This is a genomic window from Streptomyces sp. CNZ287 (assembly GCF_007827615.1).
Map to the genome: position 1 here is coordinate 311,365 of NZ_VISV01000002.1, position 16,269 is coordinate 327,633.

Below are 16,269 nucleotides of genomic sequence, written 5' to 3' on the forward strand. Positions count from 1 at the left end.
TGACAGCACGCCTCCTGCGTTGTGTCCAGTGCATGACCAAACGGCGTAGGAGGAACGCGTTGAGAGTCAGCCTGAAGGATGTGGCCGAGCGGGCGGGCGTGTCGGTGAAGACCGTCTCGAACGTGGTCAACAACTATCCGCACGTCACGCCGGCGATGCGGGCGCGGGTGCAGCAGGCGATCGACGAGCTGGGTTACCGCCCCAACCTCACCGCCCGCCACCTGCGCAAAGGTCGTACGGGTATCATCGCGCTCGCCGTGCCCGAGCTGGGCAACCCCTACTTCGCCGAGCTGGCGGGACACGTCATCGACGAGGCCGCCCGGCACGACTTCACCGTCCTGCTCGACCACACCCAGGGCCGGCGCGAGCTGGAGCTGCTCGTCACCCAGGGCTTCCGGGCCCGGGTGATGGACGGGCTGATCCTCAGCCCGCTGGAGCTGGACACCGAGGACCTTCGCGGCCGGGCCGAGGAGAGCCCGCTGGTGCTCCTCGGCGAGCGGCGCTACGACCTGCCGTACGACCACATCGCGATCGACAACATCGCCGCGGCCCGGCAGGCGGTCGGCCATCTGCTGGACCTCGGCCGGCGCCGCATCGCGTTCCTCGGCGCCCGCGAGGACCGCGCCCACCAGCCGGCCCACCTGCGACTTCTCGGCTGGCGGGCGGAGCTGGCGGACCGCGGCGTACCGGTCGACGAGGCGCTGGTGGCGTACACCGAGGGCTGGGAGCGGGCGGACGGCGCGGTGACCATGGCGGCGCTGCTGGACTCCGGGCAGCGGCCGGACGCGGTCTTCGCGTACAACGACCTGATCGCCATCGGCGCGATGCGGGTGATGTCCGAGCGCGGGCTGCGGGTGCCGGAGGACGTGGCGGTGGTCGGATTCGACGACATCACCGAGAGCCGCTACGGGGCCGTCACGCTGACCACCATCGCGCCCGACAAGCAGGCCATCGCCAGGCTCGCGGTGGAGTCCCTCGTCAAGCGTCTCGACGCCGCCCACGGCGACGGCAGCGTGCCCGAGTCGCAGGAGATGCACCCCGCGTTCTCGCTGGTGGAGCGGGAGAGCACGCGCGGCCGCACGCGCGGCTGACCCCGTGGAACACCCCGCCCGGACCGGCCCCCGGGCGGGCGCCCCGGCCTGCCCCGCGCCGGGCTGACGGGGCGTCAAGTCCCGTACGGCACACGCGCCTTGGCGATCTTCGCCGGGCAAATCCGTGCTGCGGGAGGTGTTTACAGCGCCCTTCCAACGATGTAAAACATCCCCTGAATTCTTCCGGTCCCGCGCAGCGGCCCGGCCCTCGTACTCCACCGCCCGAATTGGGGTATCACCATGAAGCCGCACGCCCGTACCGCCGCCAGAACACTCCTCGCCGTCGCGCTCAGCGCGAGCCTCGCGCTCGCGGCCGGCTGCGCCAAGTCCGAGGACGACGACGAGGGGAGCACCGGCGCCGCCGGCTCCGAGGAGGCCAAGGGCAGCGAGCAGAAGGTCTCCGGGGGCTCGGGCCCGACCTGTGTGATCGGCGACTACGGCGCCGAGGAGACCGACCTCTCCGGCGCCACCGTCGGCTTCTCGCAGTCCGAGAAGGAAGCCAACCCGTTCCGCATCGCCGAGACCGCCTCGATCAAGGCCGAGGCCGACAAGCGCGGCATCGAACTGCTCACCGCCAACGCCCAGTCGCAGTTCTCCAAGCAGATCAGCGACGTCCAGGACCTCATCGCCAAGGGCGCCGACCTGCTGGTCATCGCCCCGCTGAACTCCGACGGCTGGGACCCGGTGCTGAAGTCCGCGGCGAACAAGAAGATCCCGATCGTCACCATCGACCGGAAGATCAACGCCGAGCCCTGCAAGGACTACGTGAGCTTCATCGGCTCCGACTTCACCGAGCAGGGCAAGCGGGCCGCGGACAAGATGATCGAGGCCACCGGCGGCAAGGGCGAGATCGCCATCCTGCTCGGCACCCCCGGCAACAACGTCACCACCGAGCGCACCAAGGGCTTCAAGGACCGGATCGCCGAGAAGGCCCCGGACCTGGAGGTCGTCTTCGAGCAGACCGGCGAGTTCGCCCGCGAGAAGGGCCAGCAGGTCACCGAGCAGCTCATCCAGTCCAACCCGGAGATCACCGGGATCTACGCCGAGAACGACGAGATGGGCCTCGGCGCCGTCAACGCGCTCAAGGGCGCGGGCAAGGAGCCCGGTGCGGTCAAGATCGTCACCATCGACGGCACCCGCAACGCCGTCCAGGGCATCGTCGACGGCTGGATCGACTCCGTCATCGAGTCCAACCCGCGCTTCGGCCCGCTGGCGTTCGAGACCCTCGACGCCTTCACCAAGGGCGAGGAGGTCGGCCAGGACATCGTGATCGAGGACAGCGAGTACACCGCCGACAACGCCGAGGCCGACCTCGGCAAGGCGTTCTGACGCCGATGGCCGCAGCGAACGAGCCGCCCGAGCGGCACGGACCGGGCGGGCCCGCCGGGCCCGCCCGGTCCGCCGGGCCGCACCCGGCGGAGCCCCAGGAGGTCACGGACGCCGAGGGCGCCGCCCGTGACCGCGGCGACGACACGGCGGAGCGTCCCGCCGTCCTGGCCGTACGCGGCCTGACCAAGCGCTTCCCCGGCGTCCTCGCCCTCGACGGCGTCGACTTCACCGCCCGCGCCGGCGAGGTGCACGCCCTCGTCGGCGAGAACGGCGCCGGGAAGTCCACCCTCATCAAGGTCCTCACCGGCGTCTACCACCCCGACGAGGGCGAGCTGACCTACCGCGGCGAGCGGGCGTCCTTCGCCACCCCGCTCGCCGCCCAGCAGGCCGGGATCTCGACCATCTACCAAGAGGTCAACCTCATCCCGCTGATGAGCGTGGCCCGCAACCTCCTCCTCGGCCGCGAGCCGCGCCGCCGCGGCGGCCTCATCGACTTCGCCCGCATGCACCGCGAGTCCGAGCGCATGCTCCTCGACTACGGCGTCCGCGTCGACGTCCGCCGACCGCTGGCCGAACTCGGCGTCGGCGCCCAGCAGATGGTCGCCCTCGCCCGCGCCGTCTCCGCGGCCGGCCGCACCGACGTCGTCGTCATGGACGAGCCCACCTCCTCCCTCGAACCCCGCGAGGTCGAGACCCTCTTCGGCGTCATCGGCCGGCTGCGCGCCGACGGCGTCGCCGTCGTCTACGTCAGCCACCGCCTCGACGAGCTCTACGCCGTCTGCGACGCCGTCACCGTGCTCCGCGACGGCCGCGTCGTGCACACCGGACCGCTCGCCGCGCTCGACCGGCTCCGGCTGGTCTCCCTCATGCTCGGCCGGGAGATGGGCGAGGTGCGCGCGGAGGGACTCACCAAGTTCACCGGGGACCACGGCACCGGTGCCGAGCCGGTGCTGCGCGCCGAGGGCCTGACCCGTCGGCACGAGCTGCACGACGTCTCGCTCTCCGTCCGCCCCGGCGAGGTCGTCGGCCTCGGCGGACTCCTGGGCTCGGGACGTACCGAGACCGCCAAGGCCATCGCCGGTGCCCTCCCGCTCGGCGCCGGCCGCGTCACCGTCGCGGGCGCGCCCGTACGCACCGGCTCCACGCCCGCCGCGATCCGCGCCGGCATCAGCCTGCTGCCGGAGGACCGCAAGTCCGAGGGCATCGTGCCGGGGCTCTCGGTCCGCGAGAACATCGCGCTCGCCGCGCTGCCGCGCATGTCGCGCTACGGGCTGGTATCCGAGGCCCGGATCGACGCCGTCGTGGAGACGTTCGTCAGCAGGCTGCGCATCAAGGCGGCGAGCCCGCACCAGAAGGTCGGCGAACTCTCCGGCGGCAACCAGCAGAAGGTGCTGCTGGCCCGGTGGCTCGCCATGCAGCCCAAGGTGCTGCTGCTGGACGAGCCGACGCGCGGCATCGACGTCGGCGCCAAGGCCGAGGTGCAGAAGCTCGTCGACGAACTCGCCGAGGACGGCCTCGGCGTCCTGCTGATCTCCTCCGACGTGGAGGAGCTGATCGAGGGGTCCGACCGCGTGGTGGTGCTGAGGGACGGCGCCGTCGTCGGCGAGCTGACCGGCGACGACGTCACCGAGGACAGACTCATGGAGGCCATCGCGGCCGCCGCCGAGCCGGGCGGGGACCCGGACCCGGCGCTCCGCGGGGCCGGTGCGGAGGCGACCGGCCATGGCTGACCTCACGCTGCGCCGCGCGCTGCCCGCCGACCGCGAGCGGGTGCTGCGCTGGCTCCAGGAGTACGGCGTCTACGCGGGCGTCGCCTTCCTGCTGCTCGTCAACATCGCCTTCACCCCCCACTTCCTCTCCGCCGAGAACTTCCGCACCCAGGCCGTCCAGGTCGCCCCCGTCGTCATCGTCGCGCTCGGCATGGCGCTGGCCATCGGCAGCGAGGGCGTCGACCTGTCCGTCGGCTCCGTCATGGCCCTGTCCACCTCGCTGGTCGCGCTCTACATGGGGTACGGGCCGTGGATCGCGCTGATCGTCGCGATCGCCGGCGGTGCCGCGGTCGGCCTGGCCAACGGTTCGCTGATCGCGTTCATCGGAGTGCAGCCCATCGTCGCCACGCTCGCCCTCATGGTCGGCGCCCGGGGCCTCGCGCTGGTGCTGCTGCCGCAGTTGGAGGACATCCGCGACCCGGGCATGGCGACCCTCGGCTCCGGCGAGTTCGCCGGCGTGCCGTACGTGGTGCTCATCGCCGTGGCGCTCGCGCTCGTCGTCGCCTTCGTCGTCCGCCGCACCACCTTCGGCCGCCAGTTGCTCGCCATCGGCGACAGCCGCCCCGCCGCCAGGCTCGCCGGGCTGCCGGTGCGCCAGGTGCTGATCGTGGTGTACGTCGTCTGCGGCGTGCTCGCCGCCGTCGCCGGCTTCCTGGCCACCGCCCGGCTGTCCGCCAGCGACCCCACATCGCTCGGCAACCTGATGGAGCTGTCGGCCATCACCGCCGTCGTCGTCGGCGGCACCCCGCTCACCGGCGGCCGGGTCCGCATCGGCGGCACGGTGGCCGGCGCGGTGCTCATCCAGTTGCTGACGGCCACCCTGATCAAGCACGACCTGGAGCCGTCGTGGACGCAGATCGCCCAGGCCGTGGTGATCATCCTCGCCGTCTACGCCGCCAGGGAGAGGGGGAAGCGGTGACCGTCGTGAAAGACGAACCCGTCGCCGTGGCGTACGGCCCGGAGGAGCCCGCGGGCCCCGGGCGCGGCGAGCGGCTGAGCGCCCTCGCGCAGCAGCACGGCGCGCTGGTCGCGCTCATCGCCATCGCCGCCGTCGCCTCGCTCTCCTTCGACTCCTTCGCCACCACCGGCAACATCGAGAACATGGCGGTCTCCTCCGCCTTCCTCGCCATCGTCGCCCTCGGGATGACCTTCGTCATCATCACCGGCGGCATCGACCTGTCCGTCGGGTCGGTCTTCGTGCTCGGCGGCGTGCTCGCCGCCTGGGGCTCGCGCCACGGCACCCTGGTGGCACTGCTGCTGCCGCTCGCCGTCTGCGGACTCTTCGGCCTGGTCAACGGGTTGCTCATCGCCCGGCTCCGGCTCGCGCCGTTCATCGTCACGCTCGCCGCCATGCTCGGCGCCCGCGGCGTGATGCTGTCCCTCACCGACGAGGGCGCCGACACCTACCTCGTCGCCGACGGCTCGTTCTTCGCCGACCTCGGCCAGGGCAAGCTGCTCGGCATCGGCGTCCCGGTGTGGATCACCGCGGCGCTCTTCGTCGCCGGCGGCATCCTGCTCCGCCGCACCCGCTTCGGCCAGCACGTCTACGCCGTCGGCGGCAACGAGGACGCCGCCGCGCTGATGGGCGCGCCCGTCGCCCGTACCAAGACGCTGGTCTACACCCTCAACGGGCTGCTCGCCGGCTTCGCCGGCGCGCTCAACGCCGCCTGGCTCGACTCCGGCGTGACCATCCTCGGCTACGGCATGGAGCTGGAGGCGATCGCCGCGGTCGTCATCGGCGGCACGCTGCTCTCCGGCGGCATGGGCTTCGTCGGCGGCTCGCTCGTCGGCGTGCTGCTGCTGAAGGTGATCCAGAACGTCATCAACCAGATCGGCTCGCTCGACTCCGCCTACCAGCAGGTCGTCAGCGGCGGCTTCCTGGTGGTCGTCGTCATCGCGCAGACCTGGCTCGCCCGGCGCCGCCGGGCCCCCTGACCGGCCGCAGGGCGACCGGGCGGGTTGGCCCGGCGGCCGAACGGCGGCCGGCCGCGGCCCGAGCCGCGGTCGGCCGTCGGCACCGGTCTGGACCAGTGCCGCCGTGCAGATGGGCGGCAGCCGGGCTGACGTGCAACTTTCGTGCCCCTGGAAGGGATTGACGGGTACGTGACCGAGTCGGTACCCCTGGTACGCACCGCACGCGCACGTCCGCGTCCCGACCCCCTGAGGAGTCCCGTTGCCTCCCACTCCAGCCACCCGCCTCCGTGTGAACCTGCGAAGACGACCCTGGGCGACGGCCGCCGTCGCCGCCGGCCTGCTGCTGCCGCTGACCTCGGCGTCCCTCCCGGCCGCCGCCGGCGGCGGCGAGGACGCGGCGGCGCCCGCGACCCGGCAGGCGGCGTACGCCGCGGCGGCCGACGAGTACGGCGTGCCGGAGAGCGTGCTGCTCGGCGTGTCGTACCTGGAGTCCCGCTGGGACACCCACGCCGGCGAGCCGAGCACCGACGCCGGCTACGGCCCCATGCACCTGACCGACGCCCCCACCGTGCTCGCCGAGGACCACCACGGCGGCACCGCCGAGGATCCCCGGGGCGACACGGAACGGCCCGTCGGCGACGAGACGTTCGGCCCCGCGCTCACCACGCTGTACGCGGCCGCCGAGCTGACCGGCACCGACGCGGCGACGCTGCGCGCGAAGCCCGCGGAGAACATCGCCGGCGGCGCCGCGCTGCTGGCCGCGTACCAGGAGGACCTGGGCGCGCCGGCCTCGGCCGACCCGGCCGACTGGTACGGCGCGGTGGCGAAGTACGCGGGCGCCGCGTACGAGCAGGACGCGGCGGCGTTCGCCGACGAGGTCTACGCGACCATCCGCGACGGCGCCGCCCGCACCACCGACGACGGCCACGCCGTCCGGCTGGCCGCCGACCCGTCCGTGGCGCCGCGGCAGCGTTGGCTCGGCGAACTCGGCCTGCCGCGGCTGACGGACGAGGAAGTGGAGTGCCCGGACCGGCTCGGCTGCGAGTGGATCCCGGCGACGTACCGCCAGACCAACCCGGACGACATCCAGGCGTACGTCAACCACGACAAGGCCGACCGGCCGCGCGACCAGAAGATCGAGTACATCGTCATCCACGACACCGAGGGCCGCTATCCCGGCGTCATCAACATGGTCCAGGACCCCAACCGCGCGGCGAGCTGGCAGTACACACTGCGCAGCTCCGACGGCCACATCGCCCAGCACATCAAGCACAAGGACGTCGCCTGGCAGGCGGGCAACTGGAACATCAACGCCAAGTCCATCGGCCTGGAGCACGAGGGCTTCGCCAAGGACCAGGGCACCTGGTACACCGAGGCGATGATGCGCAGTTCGGCGACGCTGGTGCGCTACCTGGCGGCCACGTACGACATCCCGCTGGACCGCACGCACATCATCGGCCACGACAACGTGCCCGGCACCACCACGGCGAACATCCGCGGCATGCACTGGGACCCGGGCCCGTACTGGGACTGGGAGCGGTACTTCGAGCTGCTGGAAGCCCCGCTGCGCAGCCCGGGCGGGTTCTCGAAGTCGATGGTGATGATCAAGCCGGACTTCGCGGAGAACAAGCCGCAGTTCACCGGCTGCAGCTACGAGTCGGGCTCCGACCCGAAGGAGCCGTGCCCGCTCGCGCCGTCGTCGTCGGTGATCCTGCACTCGCAGCCCGACGCGGACTCCCCGCTGCTGGCGGACATCGGTCTGCATCCCGACGGCCGGGCGTCCGACATGCACGTCTCGGACATCGGCAGCCGGGCCTCGGCCGGACAGACGTACGCGGTGGCCGAGCGCAAGGGCGACTGGGTGGCGATCTGGTACCACGGCCTCAAGGGCTGGTTCCACAACCCCGCGGGCGCGCGGGTCGCCGACTACACCGCAGGGAAGATCGTCACGCCCAAGCCGGGCAAGGAGTCGGTGCCGGTCTACGGCCGGGCGTACCCGGAACAGGCCGCGTACCCGCCGGAGATCCCGTACCAGCCGATCTCGGCGCACCCGTACGAGTTCAAGGCCGGCCAGGCGTACTCCTACGGCGGCACCGTCCCCGGCGAGTACTACCGCGCCGTGACCTTCGACGGCTCCGCACCCGGGGACCGCACGGTGGTCCGCGGCAAGATGAAGTACCACATCATCCAGATCGGGCACCGCATCGGCTTCGTCAACGCCGATGACGTGACCGTGCGCCGGGTCCTCTGACCCGTCGCGCACCGCGGCGCCGCCGGTCCCATGCCCGGCGGCGCCGCTCGCGTGCGCGCCCCGTGGCCCGCGGCGCCCCGCGTGCCCCGCGTCAGCCGGAGTCCCAGTCCATGCGGTCGCCGGGGGCGGCCCGGCCCGTCCAGTCGAAGCACCGCGCGGGCCCCGCTCGCCGCCCGGCGCCAGCGTGCGGTCGGCGGCCGGCCGCCGGAACATGGCGCGGGCCCGCTCCTCGTTCCACTTCACGGCCGAGCCCCACTGGCCCGACGGGTGGCTGATGCTCTCCAGTGGCACGGTTCGCGAACTCCACGTTCCGCAGCCGCAGATGCGGCGCCTGCCAGCCCAGCGCCAGCATGTCGGCGACGCTCGTGCGCGGGCCCGGGCGCAGCCCGCGGGCGACCTCGCCGGCGAGCGCGTCCAGCCGCGGCGGATCCGCCAGGGTGCCCGCTGCCAGATGCCGTCCGGCGATGCCGGCGACCAGCCGCTGCTGGCGGCGTACGCGGTCGATGTCGCCGTGCCCGCTGTGCCGGGTGCGGACGTACCGCAGTGCCCCGGCGCCGTCGAGGTGGTGCCTCCCGGGGTCGAGGTCGATGCCCGAGTTCTTGTCGCGCATCGGCTCCTTCGTGCACACCGGTGCGCCGCCCAGTGCGTCGACCGCCTGGACGAAACCCTTGAAGCGCGCCTGCTGGGCCATGGCGGTCCTTCCCGGTGGGGTACGGGACACCGGATGCTACGGGGCGGAATGCCCCGGGATATCCGTAAAGGCTGCCGTGTCCCGCCCGGGGCCACCCGGTCGACGCAAGGAGCGGGGCCGCTCCTTCCGCTATCCGGACGCTGACCTCGGCGGACCATGCGCACGCAGGGTGCCCGCGGAGTGGACTCCTCATTGCGCCATGCACCGATCATGGGTTCTAATTGCGAACTGTTCGCAATAACAGTGGACCTTCAACAGGGGAGTGGGCATGTCAGTCCGCGGCATACGCGCAGCGGTCTCGGTCACGGCGGCAGCGGCGGTGCTCGCGGGGGCTGCCGCCTGCTCGAACCCGGACGCCGACGACGGCTCCGGCGGGGACGGCGCCACCGCCGTCATCGGCGTCGCCAACGAGCCCGACACCCTCAGCCCGCTCCTCGGCTACGGCAAGGACGGCAACTCCAAGATCTTCGACGGCCTCCTCGCCCGCGACGGCGACATGGAGCTGAAGCCCGCCCTCGCCCGCGCGCTGCCGGAAATCACCGACGGCGGCACCACGTACACGTACGAGCTGCGCGACGACGTGACGTTCAGCGACGGCGAGCCCTTCACCGCCGCCGACGTCGTCTTCACCTACGAGACGATCCTCGACCCCGGCACCAACAACGCCTCCAAAGGTGACCTGGAAGCCGTCGAGAGCGTCGAGGCCAAGGGGGACGGCACCGTCGTCTTCACCCTGAAGTACCCCTACGCGCCCTTCGCCGAGCGCACCGTGCTGCCCATCGCGCCCGAGCACGTCGCCGGCAAGGGCGACGTCAACACCGGCGCGTTCAACACCGAGCCCATCGGCACAGGCCCGTACGTCCTGGACGACTGGCGCAAGGGCGAGAAGCTCACCTTCTCCGCCAACCCCGGCTACTGGGGCGGCAGGCCGAAGGTGAAGAAACTGACCATGGCGATCATCGCCGACGACGACATCCGCGCCACCCGGCTGCGCTCCGGCGACCTCGACGGCGCCATCCTGCCGCCGAACCTCGCCAAGACCTTCGCCGAGGACGACGACAAGCAGACCCTGGCCGCCACCACCGCCGACCACCGCGCCGTCACCCTGCCCACGGACAACCCCGTCACGGGTGACATCGCCGTCCGCCGCGCCCTCGACGTGGCCGTCGACCGCGGCGCGATGGTCGACAAGCTGCTGGAGGGCCGGGGCAAGGCCGCCTACGGTCCCGTGCCCACCGGCAGCGAGTGGTTCGCCAAGGGCACCGAGCGCCCCTACGACACCGGGCTGGCCGGGAAGATCCTCGACGACGCCGGCTGGCGCGCCGAGGACGGCGGCATCCGCGAGAAGGACGGGCAGCGCGCCTCGTTCACCCTCTACTACCCCTCCGGCGACAAGGTCCGGCAGGAGCACGCCCTCGCCTTCGCCGGCGACGCCAAGAAGGTCGGCATCGAGGCCAGGGTGGAGAGCGGCACGTGGGAGGTCATCGAGCCGCGGATGGGCGAGGACGCCGTGCTCGCCGGCGGCGGCAGCCCCGCCGACCCCGACTTCGACCTCTACCCGATGCTCTACTCCGAGCTGGCCGGCCAGGGCTTCAACAACATGGCCTCGTACGAGAACCAGGACGTCGACACCGCCCTCGTCGAGGGCCGGGAGAGCCCCGACAAGGCCGAGCGCAAGCGGGCGTACGACAAGGTGCAGCAGGAACTCACCGAGAACCCGGGCTACGTCTTCCTCACCCACATCGACCACATCTACGTCGTCGCCGACACCTGGCGCGGCCTGACCACCCAGGTCGAGCCGCACGAGCACGGCTTCGGCAGCGGTCCCTGGTGGAACGTCGAGAGCTGGCAGCCCGCGTCGTGACCGGGCTGCCGCTGGCCCCGATGGCGCGGATGGCCGGGCGGCGGCTGCTGTACGCCGTCCCCGTCCTGCTGGCCGTCACCTTCGGGGTGTTCGCCATCGCCGCCGCCTCGCCGTTCGACCCGGTGAAGGCGTACGCGGGCACCGCCGGGTTCAGCGCCTCCGGGGAGGCGCTGGACCAGCTCCGCGACAGCCTCGGCGCCGACGACCCGTTCGTCACCCGCTGGTGGGACTGGCTGACCGCCGTCGTCACCGGCGACCTCGGCCAGTCGACCAGCATGCGCCAGCCGGTCGCCGACGTCATCGGCGAGCGCATCGGCTGGACGGTGCTGCTCTGCGCGGTCGCGTTCGCCGTCGCCATCGTCGCCGGCACGCTCCTCGGCGTGCTCGCCGCCCGCCGCCGCGGCGGGCTGCTCGACCGGGCGGTCACCTCCGTCGCGTACGCGCTGGAGGCGGCGCCGCCGTTCTGGCTCGGGCTGCTCGCCGTCTGGCTCTTCGCGCTCCGGCTCGACGCGCTGCCGGCCGGCGGACTCACCGACACCGGCACGGACGTCGTCACCTTCGGGCAGGTCGCCGAGCACGTGCTGCTGCCCGCGTCGGTGCTCGCGGTCTCGCAGATGCCGTGGTTCGTCCTCTACGTCCGCCAGGGCGTCGGCGACGCGCTGGACGAGGACCCCGTGCGCGGCGCCCGCTCCCGCGGGCTCGCCGAGCGCACCGTACTGCTGGGGCACGCGCTGCGCTCCGGGCTGCTGCCCGTGCTCACCCTGATCGGAACCCGGGTGCCGGAGCTGATCACCGGTGCGCTGCTCATCGAGACCGTCTTCAGCTGGCCGGGCATCGCCGCGGCCACCGTTGAGGCCGCCACGTCCGTCGACTTCCCGCTGCTCGCCGCGCTGACCGTGCTGGCGACGGCGGCGGTGCTCCTCGGCAACCTGCTGTCCGACCTGCTGTACGGACTCGCCGACCCGAGAGTGGGCTTCGATGGCTGAGGCACCAGAGGCACCGGAGGCACCGCGGGCGGTACGGAAGCCGGGCATGTCCGCCGCCGGGCGGCCGGACACGACCCGCTGGCGCACCCGCGGCACCGGCCGCAAGTCGGTGCGCGCGCTCCGCGTCCGCACCTCCGCGGCGGTCGTCGCGCTCGCCGTGCTGGCGGTGCTCGTCGTACCGCCGCTGGTCCAGCTCGACCAGCAGGCCGTCGACATCGGCAACAAGCTCGCCGCCCCGTCCCTCTCCCACCTCTTCGGCACCGACGACGTCGGCCGCGACGTGCTGCTGCGCTGCGTCTACGGGCTGCGCGTCTCGCTGCTCGTCGGCGTGGTCGCCGCGCTCGTCGCCACCGTCGTCGGCACCGCGATCGGGGCGCTGGCCGGCGCGCTCGGCGGGCACGTCGACCGGGCCGTGATGCGGCTCGTGGACGTCTTCGCCTCCGTACCGCACCTGCTGCTCGGCATCTTCATCGTCGCGCTCTTCCAGCCCGGGGTGTGGCCGGTCGTCGCCTCCGTGGGGCTGACGCACTGGGTGTCGACCTGCCGCATCGTGCGCGCCGAGGTGCTGTCGCTGCGCGGCCGGCCGTTCGTGGACGCGGCCGTCTCCGGCGGCGCCTCGCGCACCCGGGTCGCGATCCGCCACCTCGTGCCCGGGGTGCTGCCGCAGGCGGGGCTCGCGGCGGTGCTGATGGTGCCGCACGCCATCTGGCACGAGTCGGCGCTGTCGTTCCTCGGCCTCGGGCTGCCGCCGCACCAGGCGAGCCTGGGCGCGATGGTCCAGGGGGCGCGCGGGTCGCTGCTGGCGGGGGACTGGTGGCCCACCCTCTTCCCCGGCCTGTTCATCATCATCCCGACCCTCGCCGTCGCCGGCCTGGCCGGCGCGTGGCGGGAGCGGCTGAACCCGCGCCGCCGATCGGAGCTGACGCTGTGACGGACCGCACGGATCACCGGCTTCACGCCAACCACGACAACCGCGATGACCACGACAACCACGGCGACCACGAGGGCCGCGCCGCCGCGCCGCTGCTGGCCCTCGACCGGATGTCGGTGCGCTTCCGGATGCCTCGCGGCCGGTACGTCGCGGCCGTCACCGACGTCTCCCTCGCCCTCGCCCGCGGCGAGTGCGTCGCCCTCGTCGGCGAGAGCGGCTGCGGCAAGTCCGTCCTCGCCTCGGCGCTCCTCGGGCTGCTGCCGGGGAACGCCGAGACCGCGGGCACCGCGCACCTCGGCGGACTGGAGCTGCTGGGCGCCGGGGAGGCGGAGCTGGCCCGCCGGGTACGGGGCCGCCGCGTCGGGCTCATCCCGCAATCCCCGGCCGCGCACCTCACGCCCGTCAGGACCGTGCGCTCCCAGCTCCAGGAGGTCGTCAGGGAGCTGACGGACACCCGCAAGGCCGGGCTGCGCGCGGCCGCGGAAGAGGCCGCGGAGCGGGCCGCGTTCCCCGCCGACCACCTCGACCGCTACCCGCACGAACTCTCCGGCGGCCTCGCCCAGCGCGCCGCCACCGCCCTCGCCCTCGTCGGCGGCCCGCCGCTGCTCCTCGCCGACGAGCCGACCACCGGGCTCGACCGCGACCTCGTCGAGCGCACCGTCGACGAGCTGCGCCGCCAGGTCGACGACGGGCACGGGCTCCTGATGATCACCCACGACTTGGCCGCCGCGGAGCGGATCGCCGACCGGGTGGCGGTGATGTACGCCGGGCGGATCGTCGAACTCGCCGGCGCCGCCGCCTTCTTCGGCGCCCCCGGGCCCCGGCACCCGTACGCCCGCGGCCTCCTCGACGCCCTCCCGGAACGCGCCTTCACCCCGATCCCCGGGCTGCCGCCGGAGCTGGGCGCGCTGCCGCCGGGCTGCGCGTTCGCGCCGCGGTGCGCGTACGCGACGGCCGCCTGCGCGACGGTGCCCGCCCTGACGGCGGGCGTGGCCTGCCACCACCCGCTGGCCGCGGCGGCAGTGCCGCCGGACAAGCCCGCGAGCGCCGGGCCGACGCAGGTGCCGGCGCGGCCGGCAGGAGCGCCGGGATCACCGCAGCCGGAGGCCGCCGATGCCCGCTGAAGCCCCGCCCCCGCTGCAACTCCGCGCCGTCACCGCCGGATACGACCGCCGCGCCCCCGTCGTCCGCGACGTCTCCTTCACCCTCGCCCTCGGCGAGGCCGCCGGGCTCCTCGGCCCCAGCGGCTGCGGCAAGTCCACCCTCGCCCGCGTCGCCGCGCTGCTGCACCGCCCGGAGGCAGGCGAGGTGCTGCTCGACGGCGTGCCCGTACGCGGCTGGCGCCACCGCGCCCCCCGCGCGCAGCGCACCGCCTTCGGCGTCGTCTTCCAGCAGCCCCGCCTCGCCGCCGACCCCCGGCTGACGCTGGCCGCCCTGATCGGCGAGCCGCTGCGCGCCACCGGCCGCCGCGCGGAGGCTCAGGGCCGTACAGAGGAACTGGCCGCACTCGTCGGTCTCACCTCCGACCTGCTCGCCCGCCGGCCGCACGAGGTCAGTGACGGCCAGCTCCAACGCGCCTGCCTCGCCCGCGCGCTGGCGCTGCGCCCCCGGATCCTGGTGTGCGACGAGATGACGGCGATGCTCGACGCCTCCACCACCGCGGCCCTCGTCGCGGCTGTCGAGGACTACCGCCGCACCTCGGGCGCCGCGCTGCTGGCCGTGGGGCACGACCGGACGCTACTGGAGCGCTGGTGCGACCGCACCGTCGCCTGGGAGGAACTGGCCCCGGGGGCGAAGCCCACGCCGAGTGGCTGATTGCTTTCGCAGGGACGGACGGTGCGTGAAGGCGCCGTTACGGACAGCCCAGCAGGTCGGCCAGGAGGGTGAAGTCCCGCGCCGCGACATCGGCCGGCACGTCCGCGTCCGCCCCGCCTCCCGGACCCTTCTCCAGCGGGCGGGAGACGAACGCCGTCCTGAGCCCCGCGTCGCGCGCGCCCGCCAGGTCCCAGCCGTGGCACGCCACCATCAGCAGTTCGCCCGGCGCCACGTCCAGCAGCCGCGCGGCCGTCAGATACGGCGACGGGTCCGGCTTGTAGTGCTGCGCCAGCTCGGCGGAGAGGATGCAGTCGAACGGCAGCCCCGCCGCCTTCACCAGGTGGGTCAGCAGTGCGAAGCCGCCGTTGGAGAGCGCCGCCACCACATACCGGCCGCGCAGCCGCGTCAGACCCGCGGCCGCGTCGTCCCAGGCGGGCAGCCGGTGCCAGGCGCGTACCAGCTCGGCGCGGTCGGCGTCGCCGAAGGCGGCGCCGACGCCGTGGCGTTCGAGCAGCTCGTCCAGCGACTCGCGGTGCAGCACGTCGAGATACGCCCACCCCCGCTCGCCGCTGTTGACCCGGCCCATCGACGGCAGGTACATCTCCCGCCACTCGTCGGCGAAGCCGGCGCCGTCCAGCTCCACGCCGCGCCGCGCCGCCAGGCGCGCCACCTGCTCCGCGACGCCCGTGCGCCAGTCGACGGTGGTGCCGAAGATGTCGAACGCGAGGGCCCGTACCGACCCCGGATCGAACTCCGCTCCCGTCACGCGCTTCCCGCCTTCCGTCCCACGCCGCCGAAGAGGTCGAGCGGCTCCGGCTCCCCGCCGCCGTCCGGCCGCCACCGCGGGCACGACACGACACCGGGCGCCACCAGCTCCAGGCCCGTGAAGAAACCTTCTATCTCCTCCGGCGTGCGCAGCACGTACGGCACCGCGCCGCTCCTGTTGTACGCGTCCTGCGCCCGTCTGGCCTCCGGGCGCACCACGCCCGTACCGTCGTTGAGCGCCAGATGGCTGCCCGCGGGCAGCGCGCCGACCAGCCGCGTCACGATCCGGCGCGCCTCGTCGTAGTCCGCGACGTGCCCCAGGATCCCGCTGAGGATCAGCCCCACCGGCTCGTCGAAATCCAGCGTCTTCGCCGCGCTCGCCAGCACCGCGTCCGGGTCCTGCACGTCGGCGTTCACGTAGTCGCACACCCCGGTCGGCCGGGAGACCAGCAGGGCGCGTGCGTGCGCGAGGACCATCGGGTCGTTGTCGACGTAGACGACCCGCGCCGACGGGTCCACCGCCTGCGCCACCTCGTGCGTGTTCTGGGCCGTCGGCAGCCCGGTGCCGACGTCGAGGAACTGGCCGATCCCGGCCTCGGCCGCGAGGTAGCGCAGGGTGCGGGCGAGGAAGGCCCGGGAGGCGCGGGCGACGTCGACGATGGCGGGCGAGGTCCGCACGTAGGCCTCGCCAGCAAGCCGGTCGACACGGTAGTTGTCGCTGCCGCCGAGCCAGAAGTTCCAGATACGCGCCGACTGCGGCACGGTGGTGTCTATCACCGGCGCTCTTCCGCCGTCATCTGCGTCCCCCATCAGATCTCTCCCACCAGCAGTCGTGCTTGAAGCCACACAAAGTAGTCCAACGG

At 73.3% G+C, this 16,269-nt stretch carries 14 protein-coding genes; 11 read left to right on the forward strand and 3 right to left on the reverse strand.

Features of this window, described 5'->3' with window-relative positions:
- The first annotated feature begins 59 nt into the window (after nucleotides 1-59).
- The 6 genes from FB457_RS05570 (at nucleotide 60) to FB457_RS05595 (ending at nucleotide 8,354) form a co-directional block, all read left to right on the forward strand.
- On the forward strand, nucleotides 60-1,091 hold the full coding sequence (locus tag FB457_RS05570) for a LacI family DNA-binding transcriptional regulator (RefSeq protein ID WP_047014611.1): 1,032 nt from the start codon (nucleotides 60-62) through the stop codon (nucleotides 1,089-1,091).
- 240 nt (nucleotides 1,092-1,331) lie between these two features.
- Entirely contained in the window at nucleotides 1,332-2,420 is a 1,089-nt protein-coding gene (locus FB457_RS05575; protein ID WP_145781026.1) for a substrate-binding domain-containing protein, read from the forward strand.
- A 5-nt stretch (nucleotides 2,421-2,425) separates the two neighbouring features.
- Nucleotides 2,426-4,150: an ATP-binding cassette domain-containing protein gene (locus FB457_RS05580; protein ID WP_145781028.1), complete on the forward strand. Its 1,725-nt coding sequence runs from the start codon at nucleotides 2,426-2,428 to the stop codon at nucleotides 4,148-4,150.
- A complete protein-coding gene (locus tag FB457_RS05585; protein ID WP_145781030.1) occupies nucleotides 4,143-5,108 on the forward strand; it encodes an ABC transporter permease subunit in 966 nt (321 codons plus the stop codon). The genes FB457_RS05580 and FB457_RS05585 overlap by 8 nt, the downstream gene beginning before the upstream one ends.
- Nucleotides 5,105-6,124, forward strand: a complete 1,020-nt coding sequence (locus FB457_RS05590; protein ID WP_047014607.1) for an ABC transporter permease — start codon at nucleotides 5,105-5,107, stop codon at nucleotides 6,122-6,124. Before FB457_RS05585 ends, FB457_RS05590 begins: the two co-directional genes overlap by 4 nt.
- 238 nt (nucleotides 6,125-6,362) lie before the next feature.
- The gene (locus FB457_RS05595; RefSeq protein WP_047014606.1) at nucleotides 6,363-8,354 is read left to right on the forward strand and encodes an N-acetylmuramoyl-L-alanine amidase; all 1,992 of its coding nucleotides are present in this window, start codon (nucleotides 6,363-6,365) and stop codon (nucleotides 8,352-8,354) included.
- A gap of 91 nt (nucleotides 8,355-8,445) precedes the next feature.
- Here FB457_RS05595 and FB457_RS05600 read toward each other — a convergent pair whose 3' ends face one another.
- Nucleotides 8,446-9,045, reverse strand: a complete 600-nt coding sequence (locus FB457_RS05600; protein ID WP_486588929.1) for an LCP family protein — start codon at nucleotides 9,043-9,045, stop codon at nucleotides 8,446-8,448.
- A gap of 268 nt (nucleotides 9,046-9,313) precedes the next feature.
- On the opposite strand from FB457_RS05600, the gene FB457_RS05605 reads away from it, so the two are divergent.
- From FB457_RS05605 to FB457_RS05625, 5 genes are all read left to right on the forward strand, one after another.
- Nucleotides 9,314-10,909, forward strand: coding sequence for an ABC transporter substrate-binding protein (locus FB457_RS05605; protein ID WP_047014605.1), 1,596 nt, complete (start codon nucleotides 9,314-9,316; stop codon nucleotides 10,907-10,909).
- 20 nt (nucleotides 10,910-10,929) lie between these two features.
- Nucleotides 10,930-11,895: an ABC transporter permease subunit gene (locus FB457_RS05610; RefSeq protein ID WP_145781285.1), complete on the forward strand. Its 966-nt coding sequence runs from the start codon at nucleotides 10,930-10,932 to the stop codon at nucleotides 11,893-11,895.
- Nucleotides 11,888-12,826, forward strand: coding sequence for an ABC transporter permease (locus tag FB457_RS05615; protein WP_047014604.1), 939 nt, complete (start codon nucleotides 11,888-11,890; stop codon nucleotides 12,824-12,826). The genes FB457_RS05610 and FB457_RS05615 overlap by 8 nt, the downstream gene beginning before the upstream one ends.
- 110 nt (nucleotides 12,827-12,936) lie before the next feature.
- The gene (locus FB457_RS05620; protein ID WP_145781283.1) at nucleotides 12,937-13,950 is read left to right on the forward strand and encodes an oligopeptide/dipeptide ABC transporter ATP-binding protein; all 1,014 of its coding nucleotides are present in this window, start codon (nucleotides 12,937-12,939) and stop codon (nucleotides 13,948-13,950) included.
- Entirely contained in the window at nucleotides 13,940-14,641 is a 702-nt protein-coding gene (locus FB457_RS05625) for an ABC transporter ATP-binding protein (RefSeq protein ID WP_047014603.1), read from the forward strand. Before FB457_RS05620 ends, FB457_RS05625 begins: the two co-directional genes overlap by 11 nt.
- Nucleotides 14,642-14,678: 37 nt before the next feature.
- Here FB457_RS05625 and FB457_RS05630 read toward each other — a convergent pair whose 3' ends face one another.
- Together FB457_RS05630 and FB457_RS05635 are read right to left on the reverse strand one after the other, a co-directional pair.
- The gene (locus FB457_RS05630; RefSeq protein ID WP_047014602.1) at nucleotides 14,679-15,407 is read right to left on the reverse strand and encodes a haloacid dehalogenase type II; all 729 of its coding nucleotides are present in this window, start codon (nucleotides 15,405-15,407) and stop codon (nucleotides 14,679-14,681) included.
- Entirely contained in the window at nucleotides 15,404-16,216 is an 813-nt protein-coding gene (locus FB457_RS05635; protein WP_047014601.1) for an SAM-dependent methyltransferase, read from the reverse strand. The genes FB457_RS05630 and FB457_RS05635 overlap by 4 nt, the downstream gene beginning before the upstream one ends.
- Between the last annotated feature and the right edge of the window lie 53 nt (nucleotides 16,217-16,269).

What these genes read in the sequence shown, in the direction of transcription:
- FB457_RS05625 (WP_047014603.1), top strand. Translation starts at nt 13,940, where the DNA reads ATGCCCGCTGAAGCCCCGCCCCCGCTGCAACTCCGCGCCGTCACCGCC.
- FB457_RS05605 (WP_047014605.1), top strand. Translation starts at nt 9,314, where the DNA reads ATGTCAGTCCGCGGCATACGCGCAGCGGTCTCGGTCACGGCGGCAGCG.
- FB457_RS05620 (WP_145781283.1), top strand. Translation starts at nt 12,937, where the DNA reads ATGTCGGTGCGCTTCCGGATGCCTCGCGGCCGGTACGTCGCGGCCGTC.
- FB457_RS05635 (WP_047014601.1), bottom strand. Translation starts at nt 16,216, where the DNA reads ATGGGGGACGCAGATGACGGCGGAAGAGCGCCGGTGATAGACACCACC.
- FB457_RS05580 (WP_145781028.1), top strand. Translation starts at nt 2,426, where the DNA reads ATGGCCGCAGCGAACGAGCCGCCCGAGCGGCACGGACCGGGCGGGCCC.
- FB457_RS05600 (WP_486588929.1), bottom strand. Translation starts at nt 9,045, where the DNA reads ATGGCCCAGCAGGCGCGCTTCAAGGGTTTCGTCCAGGCGGTCGACGCA.
- FB457_RS05575 (WP_145781026.1), top strand. Translation starts at nt 1,332, where the DNA reads ATGAAGCCGCACGCCCGTACCGCCGCCAGAACACTCCTCGCCGTCGCG.
- FB457_RS05615 (WP_047014604.1), top strand. Translation starts at nt 11,888, where the DNA reads ATGGCTGAGGCACCAGAGGCACCGGAGGCACCGCGGGCGGTACGGAAG.
- FB457_RS05585 (WP_145781030.1), top strand. Translation starts at nt 4,143, where the DNA reads ATGGCTGACCTCACGCTGCGCCGCGCGCTGCCCGCCGACCGCGAGCGG.
- FB457_RS05610 (WP_145781285.1), top strand. Translation starts at nt 10,930, where the DNA reads ATGGCGCGGATGGCCGGGCGGCGGCTGCTGTACGCCGTCCCCGTCCTG.